This is a genomic window from Streptosporangium sp. NPDC006013 (assembly GCF_040614275.1).
GTDB lineage: Bacteria > Actinomycetota > Actinomycetes > Streptosporangiales > Streptosporangiaceae > Streptosporangium.
On sequence record NZ_JBEXUE010000054.1, the window covers coordinates 17,080 to 32,792 of the forward strand.

General features: G+C 70.2%; 14 protein-coding genes. 4 read left to right on the top strand and 10 right to left on the bottom strand.

Going from position 1 to position 15,713, the window contains the following annotated elements:
- Window positions 1-30: 30 nt before the first annotated feature.
- Together ABZ260_RS11465 and ABZ260_RS11470 are read left to right on the top strand one after the other, a co-directional pair.
- A complete protein-coding gene (locus ABZ260_RS11465; RefSeq protein WP_355615755.1) occupies window positions 31-1,284 on the top strand; it encodes an MFS transporter in 1,254 nt (417 codons plus the stop codon).
- Window positions 1,268-2,116, top strand: a complete 849-nt coding sequence (locus ABZ260_RS11470) for a MerR family transcriptional regulator (RefSeq protein WP_355615757.1) — start codon at window positions 1,268-1,270, stop codon at window positions 2,114-2,116. Before ABZ260_RS11465 ends, ABZ260_RS11470 begins: the two co-directional genes overlap by 17 nt.
- On the opposite strand, the gene acnA is transcribed toward ABZ260_RS11470, so the two are convergent.
- Genes acnA through ABZ260_RS11520 form a run of 10 tightly spaced genes read right to left on the bottom strand, consistent with a single transcriptional unit; the run spans window position 2,111 to window position 13,970 of the window.
- Window positions 2,111-4,738, bottom strand: coding sequence for an aconitate hydratase AcnA (acnA, locus tag ABZ260_RS11475; RefSeq protein ID WP_355615759.1), 2,628 nt, complete (start codon window positions 4,736-4,738; stop codon window positions 2,111-2,113). The two genes, ABZ260_RS11470 and acnA, sit on opposite strands and share 6 nt — an antisense overlap.
- A complete protein-coding gene (locus ABZ260_RS11480) occupies window positions 4,735-5,049 on the bottom strand; it encodes a putative quinol monooxygenase (RefSeq protein WP_355615761.1) in 315 nt (104 codons plus the stop codon). Before ABZ260_RS11480 ends, acnA begins: the two co-directional genes overlap by 4 nt.
- Window positions 5,037-6,092 carry an Ldh family oxidoreductase gene (locus ABZ260_RS11485; protein WP_355615763.1) on the bottom strand — a complete coding sequence of 352 codons (1,056 nt, stop codon included), beginning with the start codon at window positions 6,090-6,092 and terminating at the stop codon, window positions 5,037-5,039. Before ABZ260_RS11485 ends, ABZ260_RS11480 begins: the two co-directional genes overlap by 13 nt.
- Window positions 6,089-6,751: a 3-oxo-tetronate 4-phosphate decarboxylase gene (otnC, locus tag ABZ260_RS11490; protein WP_355615765.1), complete on the bottom strand. Its 663-nt coding sequence runs from the start codon at window positions 6,749-6,751 to the stop codon at window positions 6,089-6,091. The genes ABZ260_RS11485 and otnC overlap by 4 nt, the downstream gene beginning before the upstream one ends.
- Window positions 6,748-7,989 (bottom strand): 3-oxo-tetronate kinase, encoded by a 1,242-nt coding sequence (otnK, locus tag ABZ260_RS11495; protein ID WP_355615767.1) that lies wholly within the window; start codon window positions 7,987-7,989, stop codon window positions 6,748-6,750. Before otnK ends, otnC begins: the two co-directional genes overlap by 4 nt.
- On the bottom strand, window positions 7,986-8,732 hold the full coding sequence (locus ABZ260_RS11500) for an aspartate/glutamate racemase family protein (protein WP_355615769.1): 747 nt from the start codon (window positions 8,730-8,732) through the stop codon (window positions 7,986-7,988). Before ABZ260_RS11500 ends, otnK begins: the two co-directional genes overlap by 4 nt.
- Window positions 8,729-9,880, bottom strand: a complete 1,152-nt coding sequence (locus tag ABZ260_RS11505; protein ID WP_355615771.1) for an isocitrate/isopropylmalate dehydrogenase family protein — start codon at window positions 9,878-9,880, stop codon at window positions 8,729-8,731. Before ABZ260_RS11505 ends, ABZ260_RS11500 begins: the two co-directional genes overlap by 4 nt.
- A 15-nt stretch (window positions 9,881-9,895) precedes the next feature.
- Window positions 9,896-11,014 carry an ABC transporter ATP-binding protein gene (locus ABZ260_RS11510; RefSeq protein WP_355615773.1) on the bottom strand — a complete coding sequence of 373 codons (1,119 nt, stop codon included), beginning with the start codon at window positions 11,012-11,014 and terminating at the stop codon, window positions 9,896-9,898.
- Window positions 11,007-12,764 carry an iron ABC transporter permease gene (locus ABZ260_RS11515; protein WP_355615775.1) on the bottom strand — a complete coding sequence of 586 codons (1,758 nt, stop codon included), beginning with the start codon at window positions 12,762-12,764 and terminating at the stop codon, window positions 11,007-11,009. Before ABZ260_RS11515 ends, ABZ260_RS11510 begins: the two co-directional genes overlap by 8 nt.
- A 21-nt stretch (window positions 12,765-12,785) precedes the next feature.
- Window positions 12,786-13,970, bottom strand: coding sequence for an extracellular solute-binding protein (locus ABZ260_RS11520; RefSeq protein ID WP_355615777.1), 1,185 nt, complete (start codon window positions 13,968-13,970; stop codon window positions 12,786-12,788).
- A 237-nt stretch (window positions 13,971-14,207) separates the two neighbouring features.
- Here ABZ260_RS11520 and ABZ260_RS11525 point away from each other — a divergent pair, with 237 nt between their 5' ends.
- Together ABZ260_RS11525 and ABZ260_RS11530 are read left to right on the top strand one after the other, a co-directional pair.
- On the top strand, window positions 14,208-14,969 hold the full coding sequence (locus ABZ260_RS11525; RefSeq protein ID WP_355615779.1) for a GntR family transcriptional regulator: 762 nt from the start codon (window positions 14,208-14,210) through the stop codon (window positions 14,967-14,969).
- A complete protein-coding gene (locus ABZ260_RS11530) occupies window positions 14,962-15,660 on the top strand; it encodes an MFS transporter (protein ID WP_355615781.1) in 699 nt (232 codons plus the stop codon). Before ABZ260_RS11525 ends, ABZ260_RS11530 begins: the two co-directional genes overlap by 8 nt.
- The last annotated feature ends 53 nt before the right edge of the window (window positions 15,661-15,713 follow it).

A 15,713-nucleotide genomic window follows, 5' to 3' on the forward strand; every position in this document is an offset into this window, starting at 1 on the left:
GTCCCTGGGACAGGGGTGGACGCTGACCGGGTGAACCGGATCCTCTTCCTCTATCTCACCGCGGAAGCCTTGTCGCTGCTGGGTAACTCGCTGATCGCCATCGCGCTGCCGTTGCTGGTGCTGGAACGCCTGGGCAGCGTGAGCGCCGCGGGCACGGTGTCGCTCGTGGCCGCGTTGCCCATCGTGGCCGGAGGGCTCGTGGGCGGCCTCATCGTCGACAGGGTCAGCCGGCGGACGTCCGCGATCGTCGGCGATGTGCTGTCGGCTCTCGCGGTGGCCGCGCTTCCACTCGTCGACCTGCTCTGGGGCCTGGACCTCGGCTGGTTCAGCCTTCTGGGCGTCCTCGGCGCCCTGGCGGACATCCCGGGGATGACGGCCAGAGAGGCGATGGTGTCCGAGGTCGCCCGCTTGAGCGGTACCGGCCTGGAACGAGTGATGGGCCTTCGCGAGGGCATCGGCGCCTCGATGATCATCATCGGGCCCGGTGCCGCCGGGCTCGCGATGTCGGTCGCGCCACCGGTGGCGGTGCTGTGGGGCATCGCGGTGATCTCCCTCGTCTCGGCGATCTGCGGCGCCCTGCTCCCGCGCGAGGTCGGTGCGAGACCGGCCGGGCTGCGCCGGGTCGACGGGCTCCGGGACGTCTTCGGCGAGTTGCGTGCGGGATTCGCCGTCATCGGAGGGAGCCGCCGGCTGGTGACGGTGACCCTGTTCATCACCGCGTGCGCCGTCGTTCTCGCCTCCTTCCAGGGCATCGTCATGCCCGTTTACTTCACCCAGGCGGGTACGCCTGGTCTGCTCGGCACGGTCCTCGTCGCGATCGCCGTCGGCATGATCGCCGGTGCGGGACTGTACGCGGCGACCGGCGGCGACACCCGTCGCAGGCTCTGGGCGATGGGCGCCCTCGTCCTCCTCGCCGTCGGCGTCCTGATCCTCGCCACCTTGGCCTCCTACCCGGTCGTCCTGCTCGGCTCGGTCGTCACGGGCGCCGGAATGGGCGTCCTCAACTCCGTGCTCGGCGTGATCACCCAGGAGGCGATTCCCGAGCATGCCCGCGGCCGTGTCTTCAGCGTGCAGAACATGTCCTCCTCACTCGCCGGCCCCGTCGCCGTCTTCGTCACGGGAATGATCATCGATCTCTTCACCCTCACCACTGCCTCGCTTACCCTGGGGCTGCTCTGGGTGACCGCGACCGCGCTCATCGCGACGACGGCCACGTTCCGCAAGCTCGACGAGGGAATATCCGCCCCGCAAGAAAGGACCGCCGGACATGCTGACGATCGGTGACCTCGCCCGGCACTGCGGGACCACTCCCAAGGCGATCCGCCTCTACCATCGCAAAGGGCTCCTGCCCGAGCCCGAACGCGCCGCCAACGGGTACCGCCTCTACGGTGCGGGCGCGCTTATCCGCTTGCAGCGCATCCGCGGCATGCGCGACCTCGGTCTCCCGCTGAGCCGGATCAGGGATCTTCTCGACGGGCAGGCGGCCGGCTTGCGCGAGGCCCTCGGCGAACTGCGCTCCGAACTCGACGAGCAGGCGGCGCTCATCGCCCGCAAACGGTCTGCGCTCGATCAGCTGCTGCGGGACAACCGAGACCCCGAACTGCCCGCCGGGCTCGGCGCCGCCCTCGCCACGCTTGAGGCGGCCGGGCTACCCGCCGCGGTCCTGAACCGCGACAAAGAGGACCTCCTTCTCGTGATCGCCCTGGCCGACGACCCCGCCGCGACGACCGCGCAGCTCACGGCCATGTACGAGACCTTGACCGCCGCCCCGAACCTGTCCCGCTACGTGGAACTGTCACACCGCTTCGCAGCCCTCGCGGACGGCGGGCACGATCCGGCTGAACTCGACCGGCTCGCGCGCGACTACACCGATTTCGTGCTCGCCGCCCTTCCCGGCCTCGACCGAGCTGACGCCCTCTCCGACAGCGGGACGGACTTCCACGAGATCACTGGCGAGCACGACGAGAGCACCCTCGGCCCGGCGCAGTTCGCCGTGCTCAGCGCCGTTCAGGAGAATCTCGCCGCCCACCTGATCCCGGCGTCCCCCGGAGGGAATGGTCGCCACGGCCAGGCAGTCGCGACGCCGCCGGCCGGGTGGCCAACCACCGGATCATGATGTGGGGTGTGGGTTGGACATCAGATGGCGCAGGACGTATCGCATGACGCCGCCGTGACGGTAGTAGTCGATCTCGCGGGGCGTGTCGAGGCGTAGGCGGGCCTCGAAGCGGCGGTCGTCGGCGGTGACGGTGACGGTCTGCGGCGCGATCCCGTCGCCGATCGGGGCCAGCCCGCTGATCGTGATGTGTTCGCGCCCGGTCAGGCCGAGCTCGCCGGGTCCTTGGCCGGTGCGGAATTCCAGTGGCAGGATGCCCATGCCAACGAGGTTGGAGCGGTGAATGCGTTCGTAGGAGCGGGCGATGACGGCTTTCACTCCCAGGAGCGCGGGGCCTTTGGCGGCCCAGTCGCGGGAGGAGCCGGCGCCGTAGTTGGCTCCCGCGACGATGACGGTGGGCACGCCGGCCGCCCGGTAGGCGGCGGCGGCCTCGAAGACCGAGGTGATGGTGCCGTCAGTGCCGTCGCTGTCGTCGAGGAGGCTGAGGGTCAGACCTCCTTCGGCGCCGGGGGTGAGGTGGTTGCGCAGCCGGGGATTGGCGAAGGTGCCGCGCATCATGACGTCGTGGTTGCCGCGGCGGGAGGCGTAGGTGTTGAGCCGGTGACGCGGTACGCCGAGCCGGTCGAGGTAGCGGCCGGCCGGGCTGGTGGGGGTGATGGCTCCAGCGGGTGAGATGTGGTCGGTCGTGGTGAAGTCACCGAGGTGGACGAGGATCCTCGCGCCGGTGATGTCGCTGATGGGTTCGGGGCGGGCAGGCATGCCGTCCAGGTAGGGCGGGCGGCGGATGTAGGCGGAGTCGGCATCCCAGGGGAAGGTGTCGGCCTGGGGGGCGTGGAGTTGCTGCCAGCGGGCGTCGCCGTCGAAGACGTCGGCGTAGGCTCGGGTGAACATCGACGGTTCGATGGTGCCGTCGATGATCGCGGAGATCTCCGCAGGGGTGGGCCAGATGTCACGCAGGTAAATCGGTTCGCCGCCCGTGCCGGTGCCCAGCGGTTCGGTGAGCAGGTCGACGTCCATGGAGCCGGCGATGGCGTAGGCGACGACCAGGGGCGGGGAGGCCAGGTAGTTCATGGTGATCTCGGGCTGGACGCGCCCTTCGAAGTTGCGGTTGCCCGACAGGACCGACGCGACGTTGAGGCCGTGGTCGCGTATCGCCTCCGATACCTCCGCCACCAGTGGGCCGGAGGCGCCGATGCAGGTCATGCAGCCGAATCCGGTCAGGTGGAAGCCGAGCGCCTCCAGAAAGGGGGTGAGGCCGGCTTGGTGGTAGTAGTCCATTACGACGCGCGATCCGGGGGACAGGGTCGTCTTGACCCACGGTTTGCTGGTCAGTCCTCGTTGGACGGCTTTTTGGGCCAGGAGTCCTGCGGCCACCATCACGGAGGGGTTGGAGGTGTTGGTGCAGGAGGTGATCGCGGCGATGGCGACGGCGCCGTGCCCGATCCGGTGCCCGCTGCCGCCCAGGGATACGGTCACGGGCGGCGGCGCTGCGGCGCGGAACGCCGCCTGGGCGCCATCCAGGGGGATCCTGTCTTGGGGGCGTCGCGGTCCGGCGATGGAGGGCACGACGGTGGACAGGTCCACCTCGAGGTCGTCGGTGTAGACGGGTGGGCGGGCCGGGTCGTGCCACAGGCCCTGCTGCTTGGTGTATGCCTCGACGAGGGCGACGTGGTGCTCGCCGCGGCCGGTCAGGCGCAGGTAGCGGAGGGTTTCGGCGTCGATGGGGAACAGGGCGGCGGTGGAGCCGAACTCGGGGCTCATGTTGGAGATCGTCGCCCGGTCGGTTACCGGTAGCGCGGTGACGCCGGGGCCGTGAAATTCCACGATCTTGCCGACGACGCCGTGCGCGCGCAGTAGTTCGGTGAGGGTCAAGACGAGGTCGGTGGCGGTGGAGACGTCGGGCAGTGCTCCGTGCAGGCGTACGCCGACGACGTCGGGCAGGGGGATGGAGACCGGCTGGCCGAGCATGGCGGCTTCGGCTTCGATGCCGCCGATGCCCCAGCCGAGGACACCGAGCCCGTTGACCATGGTGGTGTGGGAGTCGGTGCCCAGGCAGACGTCGAAGAAGGCCTCGGGCAGGGGGGAGGCGTCCTGGACGGTGACGACGCGGGCCAGGTGTTCGATGTTGACCTGGTGCATGATGCCCTTGCCGGGCGGGACGACGGTGAGGTGGCGCAGGGAGGTCTGTCCCCAGCGCAGGAAGCGGTAGCGCTCGTGGTTGCGCTCGTACTCCAGGTCGGTGTTGCGTGCCGATGCATCCGGCCGGCCGAAGACGTCGGCGATGACGGAGTGGTCGACGACGAGTTCGGCCGGGATGGCGGGGTTGACGCGGGTGGGGTCGCCGCCCAGGGCGGTCATGGCGTCGCGCATGGCGGCCAGGTCGACGAGGGCGGGCACGCCGTTGGTGTCGTGCAGGAACACCCGCGAGGGGTGCAGGTCCACTGCCTGATCTCGTGGGGCGCGGGGCCGCCAGTCGAGTACGGCCTGGAGTTGCCCGCTGGGAGCCTGGTGGCGCAGCAGGTTCTCCAGGACGACCCGCAGGCTGTAGGGCAGTCGCGCGGGAGCCAGGCCGGCCACGGAATGCACGCGGTAGCGGCGCGAACCCACCTTCAGGACCGAGCTCATGACGATTGTTCTTCCGTTCGGGTCAGCGACAGCGGGCGGCAGAAGACGTTGCGGTGGGTGTCGACGCATTCGGCGGTTACGGCTCGCCAGGCGGCGTAGTGGGCGGTGGAGCGGTGCTCGTCGTAGAAGGCGGCCTCGTCGCGGTAGATCTCGTACAGCATGAACCGGTGCGGATCGGTGTCGGTGCGCAGCACGTCGAAGCGCAGGCAGCCGGGCTCGGCGCGGCTGGCGCGCGCGTTGGCCTCGATGCCCTCGACGAACGTCTCGACGGTGTGGGGCTTGACCCGCAGGGTGACGATCACGATGAACACGCCGCCCCCTTGGCGGGAAAGGAGATCCCGCACTCTTCGGCCAGGCGGGCCAGGTCGAGCAGGGTCTTGTCCGGCAGTTCGACGCCCGTCTTCGTGGCCGTCCGCGCGTTGCGGTCCTCGATCTCCCCGGGGTAGAAGATCTCCTCGACCCCGGCTGCCAGCGGCACCGCCTTGGTGAGGTCGATCAGGTCGTCGAGCCGCCTGCTGTACTCGGCCGGGTCCTGCAGCGCGTCGACGCGTAGCGCGAGCAGCAGGTGGCCGCAGCCGCTGCGCCGGTCTGCGACGTAGGGGCCGGCCACACCGGTGGCGTAGGAACTGCCGGTCAGCACACCGGAGAGCAGGTCCATCATGAAGGAGATGCCATACCCCTTGTGCCCGGCCATGGGCAGGACGAGTCCGTCGACGGCGATGCGCGGGTCGGTGGTCGGGCTGCCGTCGCGGGCGAGGGCCCAGTGCGGCGGGATGGGCTCGTCTCGCTCCAGAGCGGCGTAGATCTTGCCGCGCGCCACCGTGGTGTTGGCGATGTCGAGGACCACCGGGCCGCGGCGGCCGCCGGGGGCGGCGATCGACCAGGGGTTGGCGCCGACCGTTTTCTCCCGCCCGCCCCACGGGGCCATGGCGGGGCTGCCGTTGGTGGTGAGGATGGCGACGCAGCCTTCGGCGGCGATCATCCGGGTGAAGTAGGCGGCGGTGCCGAAGTGGTTGCTGTTGCGTACCGCGACGACGCCGACGCCGTGTTGCCCGGCTCGGCGTACGGCCTCGTGGGCGGCGCGGGCGGCGACGATCTGCCCGATGCCGTCCTGGCCGTCCAGGACGGCGAGCGCGCCCCCGTCGATCACGGTGGCCACCTCGGTGACGGCTCGCATCGCCTTGGCGCGGATGCGGTCGACGTACCAGCCCAGGCGCAGCATCCCGTGTGAGGGATGGCCCCACATGTCGGCCGTCACCAGGCTGTCGGCCACCAGTGCTGCATCGTCGTCGGGAACCGCGACCGACGTCAGGACACGGGTCGCGAAGTCGATCAGATCGATACCGGGGATCATGTCGTGTTTCTCTTCCGGTCATGATGGATATCAGGGCTGTATCGGGCGTACAGGTCCGTGACCTGGGCGGGAGTCAGCGGCCGGGTGGGCCGGTCTCGCAGCAGCAGCCACAGGCGCGCGGTCTCCTCCAGCTCTTCCACGATGTCGGCGGCCGCGGCGAGGTCCGGCGCCGCGACGATCGGCCCGTGGTTGGCCAGCAGCAGGGCGTGGGCGTTGCGGGCGGCCTGCTCGGCGAGCGGGCCCAGCGCGCTGTCGCCGGGGGCGTGGTAGGGCAGCATCGGTAGCCGCCCGACCCGCATCACGTAGTAGGCGGTCAACGGCGGCAGCACGTCGTCGGGGTCCAGCCCGTCGTGGCAGGACACGGCCACGGAGTAGGTGCTGTGCAGATGGACGACGGCTCCGGCGTGCGGCCGGGCCCGGTAGAAGGCGGCGTGCAGGAACGCCTCCTTCGACGGGCGGGGCCCGGACAGGTGGTCTCCGTCAAGGCCGACGAGTGACAGCTCCCGCGTTGACAGTGCGGCCAGGGAGCTTCCGGTCGGGGTGATGAGGAATCCGTCGCCGGTGCGGGCGCTGATGTTGCCGGTGCGGCCGTGGGTGAGGCGCCGGGTGAACATCGAGGCGCCCAGAGCGGTGATCTGGGCGCGGACATCGGCGCTCACTGTCGCTGCTCCATGGCGCGCACCAGCAGGTCGGGGTGGCCGAAGTTGCCGGATTTGAGGAGCAATGCCAGCGGTGGGGAGGCGGTGGTCACACACCAGGGCACCCCGCGGTCGGCCTCGGCGGACACGATGACCGAGGTGACGCCCAGCGCGTTGACCACGGCTCCGGAGGTCTCGCCGCCGGCGACGACGACGCGGCGGGCACCGCGCTCGACGGCGTGCCGGGCCGCTGCGGCCAGGGCTTGTTCGAGGACGTCGGCGGTATCCGGTGGGGTTTCGGCGCGTTCCTCGGGGGGCGCGGAGGAGTACACCATGACGGAGCCGTCACCGAGGTGGGCCTCCAGCCACCGCAGGCAGTCCCCGATCAGGTCGCCGGCCTGTGGGTGCAGCCGGTAGGAGGGGAACTTCTCCCGGGCGCGGGCGACCTGCTCCAGGGTGGCCGCCGAGCAGCTTCCGGCGATCACGATGCCGGGCCCGCCGGGCAGAGGGGGAACCGTCTCGCCGCCGCCTGCTCCTTCGCCTGCGGTTTGCGCCAGCAGTGCGCCTACGGCTCGGGCCAGCCCGGCGGCGCCCGTCATGAGGGCGAGGGGGCCGGCCGCGGCGGCGATCGTGTCGAGGTCGTGGTCGTCGACGGCGTCGGTGACCACGTGGCGGATCCCGCGTTCCCGAAGATCTCGCAGAGCGGTCCGCACGGCGTCGCCTCCTTGAGCGACCACCTCGTGCGCGAGAAGCGCCACTGGGTACGGGGTCTGCCGGCCGAGCACCGCGACCAGGTCGGAGTCGGTCATCGGGGTGAGCGGATGGTGGCGCATCGGTGACTGCGACAGGAGCCGGTCACCGACGAACAGGTGCCCTTGGTAGAGGGTGCGGCCGTGTTCGGGGGCGGCGGGGCACACGATCGTCAGCGGCCGGTCGTCTGCCTGCGTCACCGCGTCCACGACGGGGCCGATGTTGCCCTGATCCGTTGAGTCGAAGGTGGAGCAGTACTTCACGTACGGGTGGGAGACGCCCTGGGCGAGCAGCCAGCGGTGGACGGCGAGTGACTGCCGCACCGCCTCGTCGGCGGGTGCGGTGCGGGTCTTGAGGCAGACGACGATCGCGTCGCAGTCGGGCACGGTCGTCTCCGGCGTGGGGGCGCCGAACAGCAGGAGGGTACGCAGGCCCGAGCGGCGCAGCGCGGCCGCGACGTCGGTTCCGCCGGTGTAGTCGTCGGCGAGGCAGCCGAGGAGCGGGCTCACGAGGCGCTCCCGGCGGCGTCCCCGCTGTCTCCGGCGCCGTTTGCGGCGATGTTGGTGGCGATGTTGGTGGTCAGGTGCGCCGACAGCAGGTGGGCGCGCAGGGCCCTGGCCGCCATGAGCGGGGGACTGAGCACCGGCACGCCCAGCCGGTCGGCCAGCATGCCGTGCACGGGACTGAGCGAGTATTGGCCGATCAGGATCATCTCGACCGTGCCGGCGTGGAGAGCGGCGGCTCTGGTCAGCGCGTCGAGCAGGGCGGGGTAGTCGTGAGCCGAGGCCGCGGTGGCGGCGCCGGGCGCCGTCACCCCGGCCACCCGGGTGCGTGCCCCCTGTCCCAGCGTTGCCCGCAGGCGGCGCACCGAGTCGGCTGTGGCCGACTCCAGCGACCCCAGCACGACGACCCGGTCCGGGCTGCGCCGCAGGACCTCGGCGAACATCTGCTCGTCGGAACCGGCCACCGGCACCTCGTACAGCTGCCGGGCCAGGGCGGCCACCGGCCCGTACATCGAGCAGCTCAGCAGGACCGCGTCCGCGCCGCCGGTGACGGCGTGGCCGATCAGCGACAGCATCCGCCGCGACAGGGCCGGGGTCATGCCGCCGGCGGCGTCGGCGTCACTCACCAGCCGGTCATCCAGCAGGTGCCAGTGGCCGGCTTCGGGGAAGCCCTCCCACAGTCCTTCGGTGGCCGGCTGCATGGACGCGGGGGTGGCGTTGATGACGGCCACCATCGGGGATACCGTCATCGCAGTCTCTTGATCGTGGTGGCGACGGCCTGGGCGAACTCGCGGGTACCCGCATGGCCGCCCATGTCGCGGGTGCGGGTGCCGGATCGGACGGTGCCGGCGACGCCCGCCTCGATCAGGGTGGCGGCCTCGGCCAAGGCGACGTCGTCGCGGCGGGCCGCCAGCCAGCTCAGCAGCATGGCGCCGGAGGAGATCATCGCGATCGGGTTGGCCAGATCGCGGCCGGCGATGTCGGGTGCCGACCCGTGGGCGGCCTGGGCCATCGCGTGCTGGTGGGAGGAGTTGATGGAGGGGGCGATGCCGAGCGAGCCGGCGATCTCCCCGGCCAGGTCCGACAGGATGTCGCCGAACATGTTCTCGGTGACGATGACGTCGAAGGCGTCGGCGCGGCGCACCAGGTGCACGGTCATCGCGTCGATGTGGAAGTCGTCGATGCTGACGTCGGGGTAGTCGGCGGCCTTCTCACGGCACACGTCGCGAAACAGGCCGGTGGTCATCTTCAGCACGTTGGCCTTGTGCACGATGGTGAGCTTGCCGCGCCGGCGGCGGGCCAGTTCGAAGGCCTCGACGGCGATGCGTTCGACGGCCTGGCGGGTGATGATGCCCATCGCGATCGCCACATCCGGGGAGGGCATGAACTCGCCGCTGCCCTTGTAGGTGCTGCGGTCGGCGTAGAAGCCTTGGGTGTTCTCGCGGACGATGACCAGGTCGGTGCCGGCCACGATCGCGTTGGCGCCTTCGAAGGACTTGGCGGGGCGGATGTTGGCGAACAGGTCGAAGTGCTTGCGGATCGTTCCGCTGGGGTTGAGCCGGGAGCGGTGCGGTTCGGGGTAGGCGGCGCTGTCGTGCGGCCCGAGCAGCCAGGCGTCCAGTTCGGCCAGGGTCGTCAGGGTGGAGTCGGGTACGGCCGCGCCGTGGGTGTCGATCGCCGAGCGGCCCAGCGGTAGCGGCACCCAGTCGATGGCCGGGGCACCCGCGGCCGCCAGGGCGGCGTCCAGGACGGTGACGCAGGCCGGGACGATCTCGGGGCCGATGCCGTCACCTTCGAGAACGCCCAGGCGGTAAGCGGGCCCGGGAGCGCCCGCGTGAGCCGCGCGGCCAGGGGTGGCGTGGGCGCGCTCGCCGATGTGCTCGCTTCGCTCGTTCACGTGTTCGTCCTTCGGTTACGGGGTGACGGTGATGAGGGCTTCGACGTCTTCGGACAAGACGCCGGTGGCCGGGTAGATCAGGCAGGCGCCGGGTTCGACGACGAGGGTGACCTCGCCGGTCAGTCCGGGGCGGCTGCTTTCGACCTGGACGACGTGGTTGCCCAGGCGCAGGTCGTACTCATAACGTGAGCCGATGTATGAACTGGTCAACACCGTGGCGCTGAGGACGTTGACGTCAGGGGCGGCCAGGCGGCCGGTGGGCAGGACCTCCAGGCGTTCCGGGCGGATGGCGACGGTGACCTCCTGGCCGGCCACGGCGTCGGCCTGGATGTGGATGGTCTGGCCGGTGCAGTCGAGCACGACCTCGCATCCGGTGGCGGAGGTGTTCTTGACCTGTCCGCGCAGGAAGTTGGAGCGGCCGACGAACGCGGCGACCTGCGCGGTCGCCGGGGTTTCGTAGATCTCCCTGGGCGTGCCGATCTGCACCATGTGGCCTTCGGACATGACCGCGATGCGGTCGCTGAGGGCGAGCGCCTCCTGCTGGTCATGGGTGACGTAGACGGTGGTGATGCCCAGGTCCTCCTGTAGCCGTTTGAGCCAGGCGCGGGCTTGTTCGCGCAGCTGGGCGTCGAGGTTGGACAGCGGTTCGTCCAGCAGCAGCACGGTGGGGGAGTACACCAGGGCGCGGGCGAGCGCGACGCGCTGCTGCTGCCCGCCGGACATTTGGTGGGGGTAGCGGTCTCGCAGCTCGCGCAGCCCTACCTTCTCCAGTGCCTCGTCGATCAGGACGGTCTGCCGCCTGCCGTCGACTTTGCGGATCTTCAGCGGCATGGCGAGGTTCTGTGCGACGGTCATGTGCGGCCACAGCGCGTAGGACTGGAAGACCATGCCGAGGTTGCGGCCCTCGGGCGGGATGAACGTTGCGGCGTCGACGAAGGTCTGCTCTCCGACGGAGACGGTGCCGTCGGTGGGGCGCTCCAGGCCCGCGATACAGGCCAAGGTGGTGGACTTGCCGCAGCCGCTGGGGCCCAGCAGGGTGAAGAACTCCCCGTCGGCGATGGTGAAGGTGACGTCGTGCAGGACGGCGTTGTCGGCGAACGTCTTGGACAGGTGGGAGACCTTGACCTCAGGCATCGTTGCGTCCCTTGAGAAGTAGTCCGGCGAGCCCGACGAAGGCCGCGGTGATCGCGATCTGCAAGGTGGCCAGGGCGGCGACGGAGCCGGTGTTGCCCTGCACCCACAGCTCGAGCATGGTCGTGCCGATGATGTTGGAGTCGGCTGAGCCGAGGAACACCGCGGGTGAGTACTCCTTCAGCAGCGTCACGAACGTCAAAACGAGCGCACCGGCGAACGCCGGTTTCAGCAGTCCGGCCAGGATGCGGGTGAAGGCCCGCACCCAGTCGGCGCCCGAGACGCGGGCGGCGTTGTCCAGCTCCTGGCCGATCTGCATCAGGGAGGGGGCCATCGAGCCGAACCCGCTGGGCAGTGCCCGCAGCCCAAAACCGATGATCAGCGCCCCCAGGGTGCCTTGGATGAGGGTGCCCAGGCCGAAGGGGGCGAACGCCAGCGCCCAGAACAGGCCGATGCCGACGATGATGCCCGGCATCGCCTGAGGGGCCAGGGCGAGGTATTCCACCGTGCGGGCGAAGCGGAAATCCGATCGCCGGGCGACCATCACCGCCAGCAGGGCGAGCACGCTCACCAAAACGGCGCCGATCGCGGCGACCAGCAGGCTGTTGTAGATCGACTGTACGTACACCGGGTAGGTGAAGATCCGCTCGTAGTTGCCGGTGGTGAGGCTCTTCAGCGGCGACTGCAGCGGGGTGAAGACCAGGGTGAAGGAGCGGAAGATCAGCCCGGCGATCGGCACGAACGCGCCGAACACCACGTAGAAGGCGATCGCGGCCAGGCTCACCCACTTCAGCCGGCCCAGATCGAGGCGCCGCAGCCGGGTGGCCTTGCCGCGTACCGACACGAAACGCCGCGCGTTCTTCAGCAGCTTGGCCTGCACCGCGACCAGGCTGATCGTGACCAGCAAGATGATCGCCGAGGCGGCTCCGAGCACCCCGTAGTCGGGGTCGATGGACTGCAGGCCGTTGCGGTACAGGAAGGTGGAGAAGACGTCGATGCCGACCGGCTGGCCAAAAAGCAGCGGCACGCTGAGGGTCTCCACCGACATGCTGGCCACCAGGATGGCGCTGTAGACGATCGGCGGGCGCAGCATCGGCAGTACGACCGAGCCCAGGATCCGCAGCGGCCCGGCGCCGCAGACCTGCGCGGCCGACTCCAGGGAGGCGTCGCTCTGGCGCAGCGCGTTGGCGCAGAAGGTGTAGACGATGGGGGCCAGGGCGACGGCTTCGGTGACGGCCATGCCGGGGATGGAGTACAGGTTCCACGGCAGGGTGCCCAGCAGCCGGCGTACCTCGACGCTGACGAACCCGGCCGGGCCGTACATGGTGATCCAGCCGAAACCCAGGATGAGCGAGGAGATGAAGAACGGCCACTGCATGGCGGCGGCGAACACGCGGCCGCCGGGCAGCCTGGTGCGGACGATCACGACGGCCATCGGGACGGCGATGAGCAGGGCCAGGAAGGTCGTCAGGGCGGCGAACAGGGCGGTGTTGACCACGACCTGCCCGAAACCGGCCTCGGTGAACAGCCGCGCGTAGTTGTCCAGGCCAAGGATGCCGCCGGCCTCGTACAGGGGGCGGTCCAGGAAGGACTGATACAGCGTCGGGACGATCGGCGCGAGCACCAGGACGGCGAGCAGTCCCAGCACGGCGTACTGCAGCCAGCTCTCGCGGGCCAGGCCCAGCGGCCTGCGGTAGCGAGGCGGCGGGTCGACGGCCCGCCGCGATGTGGCCGGCGTGGCGGTGGTGGTCATGGGTGTCCTCTCGGTCCCGGGTCAGCGCCCGAGCAGGCCGTTCCACTTGGCGGTGAAGGCCTTGACCTGGTCGTCGGGAACCTTGGTGTACTTGGCGAGGATGACGTTGGCCTCGCCCACGGACTTGACCAGCTCCTGGTAGGTGTGCCGTCCGGCGCCGGCCTCGATGCCCTCGCGGTAGGAGGTCAGGCCGCCCTCGGCCACGGCCCGCTGGCCCTCTTCGGAGAGCACGAAGTCGACGAAGAGCTTGGCCGTGGCGGCGTGCGGGGCCTTGGCGGGGATGGCGATGCCGCGCGGCAGCACGACGGTGCCGTCGTCGAGGAAGGAGATCTTGAGCAGTCCGCCGCTCTTGTCGACCGCCGGGTAGGCCGGGGCGGCGCTGACGAAGAACCCCGCGACGTACTCACCTGAGGTGATCTTCTCCAGCTGGGTGCCCGAAGAGGTTTCCGGCCGCGCCAGCGGCAGCACCGTCTGCAGGGACGCCCACGCCTCGGGGCGGGCGTCGGCGAAGGCATGCGCGACGGTGAACCCGAACGCGCCGCCCACGTCCCGTGTGGTGATCTTGCTCTTGTAGGCCGCGGGGTCCTTGGCCAGGATCTCGGCGAGCTTCTTCAGGCCGGTCGGTGCCCCACTCAGCAGCGAGGTGTTGTAGGCGATCGACATCGGATCCTCCGACATCGCGTACACGTTGGGCAGCAACTGCGCGAACTCGGGCAGCTTGTCCTGCTCCGGTGAGGTGTAGTCCAGCAGGGTGCCCGTGCGGGCGGCGAAGTCGGCCCAGGCCTGGGCGGCGTTGGAGACCACCAGGTCGGCGGGGGAGCCGCCGGTGGCCTGCTCGCTCAGCACCCGCTGGAACACCTCGTCGCTGTCGAGGTTGTTGGCCGCGATCTTCGTCACCCACGGGTACTTCTTCTGGAAGTCGCGGAAGATCGGTGCCCAGTTCTCCTGGTCGGTGTTGGAGTAGATCGTCAGAGTGCCGCCCTCCTTCTTGGCGGCGGCGATGACGTCGCCGTAGGCGCTCGGATAGTAGGCGGGTACCTGCTCGGTGGCGATGGGGTTGGCCGGCGCCGGAGAAGACGCGCCGCCTCCGCCGCACGCCGTGGCCAGGCACAGCGCCAGAGCGGCGGTAGCGGCCAGGCGCGAAACCTTGCGGGTGCGCCCGGATATGCCCCGGCGGCCGGGCGGCCGCGGGTTCGAAGCGGTCATGAGCTTCCTCCTTGACCAGGCGGGGGGTGGTCAGCACCGCCTGCGATGGCGCTCACTCTGCTTCGTTATAACCTATGACGTCAACCCCCTGTTTCCGGAATGTAACGCTGAGATGCACAAGAGCGCGGTGATTTAGGGGGCATCGCACACTGTTGCCCTCGTATGCTTTGCCGGAAAGTTACGCAGCGCACCCGAGATGCTGTAGGTTATAACCGTGGCCGACAGGTTGGAGGGACGATGAGCGAGCCGATGGCGGAGCTCTACATGACCAAGGCGGAGTACGCCTACACGCGCGTCAAGGAACTCATCCTGTCCGGCGCGCTACCGCCGGGCTCGGTCATCTCCCAGGCGAAACTGGCCCGCGACATCGGGATCAGCACCACCCCGCTGCGCGAAGCGCTACGCCGCCTCAAAAGCGAAGGGCTGGTCGAGCTGGACGCACACCGCGACGCCCGGGTGGCGGACCTGGCCGCCGAGGAAGCACGCGACCTGCTGGAGATGCGCCGCTCCCTGGACCCGCTCGCCGTCGCGCTGGCGGCCGAGCGCAGGACCAAGGCCGACATCGCCACCATGCGCGCCGCAGTCCGCAACCTGGAACCGCTACCAGGCAACCCGGCTTACGAACAACTCGTCGCCCACCGCAGGTTCCACACCGCGCTCTACACCTCCTCCCACAACGACCTGCTCATCCAGACCCTCGACAGCCTGTGGGACAAGGCCGACCGCTACCGGCGGCTGGCCCTGGAAGTCGAACGAGGCCAGGCGGCCCGCGATCGCAAGGCCGCCGAGCACCAGGCCCTGCTGGAGTGCGTGATCGCCGGCGACGCCGAAGGCGCCGCGGCCGTCATGCACGAGCACATCGACACCAGCCTGGGCGCCCAGGCCGCCTGGCGGCTGCGCAAGCACCTCACCTCCGGCGCCTCCCCTTCGGACAGCGCATCGGGAGCCGCCCCTGACGCCGCCTCGGTCGCCTCCACCGAGAACACGGCCGGTGCCTGAGCCCTGGCACCGGCGGCGCCGCACCACCATCCTGTTCGCCCACTCCACGGGCACGCAGATGATCACATTCGTCCTGCGCCCGACCATGTCCTACCGGGCGCTGGAACTCGACGTGCCCGCCGCGTGGCTGGGCATCCTGGGCGCGAGCTTCGCCATCGCCCCGCTGCTGCTGGCCCTGCCCGCCGGCCACATCACCGACCGCTACGGCGAGCGCCGCATGGCGCTGGCCGGCGCATCGCTGCTCACCGCCTCCAGCGTGGCCTTCCTCACCCTCGGCCACAGCATCGCCGGACTGGTACTGGCCGGCGTCCTGCTCGGCACCGGCCACCTGGGCTGCGTCGTCGCCCAGCAGGCCCTGGTGGCCAACAGCACCGCGCGCGGCCGCTACGACAGTGCTTTCGGTCGCTACACCTTCGCCGCGTCCCTCGGCCAGGCCCTGGGCCCGCTGCTGATCGTGGCCTTCGGCGGCGGCCAGGCCATCCCCGACACCGGCCGCATCTTCCTGTGGACCTGCGCGCTGGCCATCGTCCTGGTCGTACTGTCGACCCTCTTGGCGGCCAGCCCGCGAACGGCCGCTCAACACGACGGCCTCGACGACGGACTGCGATCACTCCTGCGCCTGCCCGGCCTGACCCGCGCTCTGATCACCAGTTGCGTGGTCCTGGCCGCGCAGGCGCATGCGCCGGGATGACGACGCCCGGGTCCGTCATGCCTGTCCGATCAGCCGCGGAGCCCTCACCGCAC

Bases quoted from the DNA above. Each gene is read 5' to 3' on its own strand.
- ABZ260_RS11470 (WP_355615757.1), top strand. From the start codon at position 1,268: ATGCTGACGATCGGTGACCTCGCCCGGCACTGCGGGACCACTCCCAAG.
- acnA (WP_355615759.1), bottom strand. From the start codon at position 4,738: ATGAGCTCGGTCCTGAAGGTGGGTTCGCGCCGCTACCGCGTGCATTCC.
- ABZ260_RS11485 (WP_355615763.1), bottom strand. From the start codon at position 6,092: ATGATCCCCGGTATCGATCTGATCGACTTCGCGACCCGTGTCCTGACG.
- ABZ260_RS11500 (WP_355615769.1), bottom strand. From the start codon at position 8,732: ATGACGGTATCCCCGATGGTGGCCGTCATCAACGCCACCCCCGCGTCC.
- ABZ260_RS11510 (WP_355615773.1), bottom strand. From the start codon at position 11,014: ATGCCTGAGGTCAAGGTCTCCCACCTGTCCAAGACGTTCGCCGACAAC.
- ABZ260_RS11515 (WP_355615775.1), bottom strand. From the start codon at position 12,764: ATGACCACCACCGCCACGCCGGCCACATCGCGGCGGGCCGTCGACCCG.
- ABZ260_RS11520 (WP_355615777.1), bottom strand. From the start codon at position 13,970: ATGACCGCTTCGAACCCGCGGCCGCCCGGCCGCCGGGGCATATCCGGG.
- ABZ260_RS11525 (WP_355615779.1), top strand. From the start codon at position 14,208: ATGAGCGAGCCGATGGCGGAGCTCTACATGACCAAGGCGGAGTACGCC.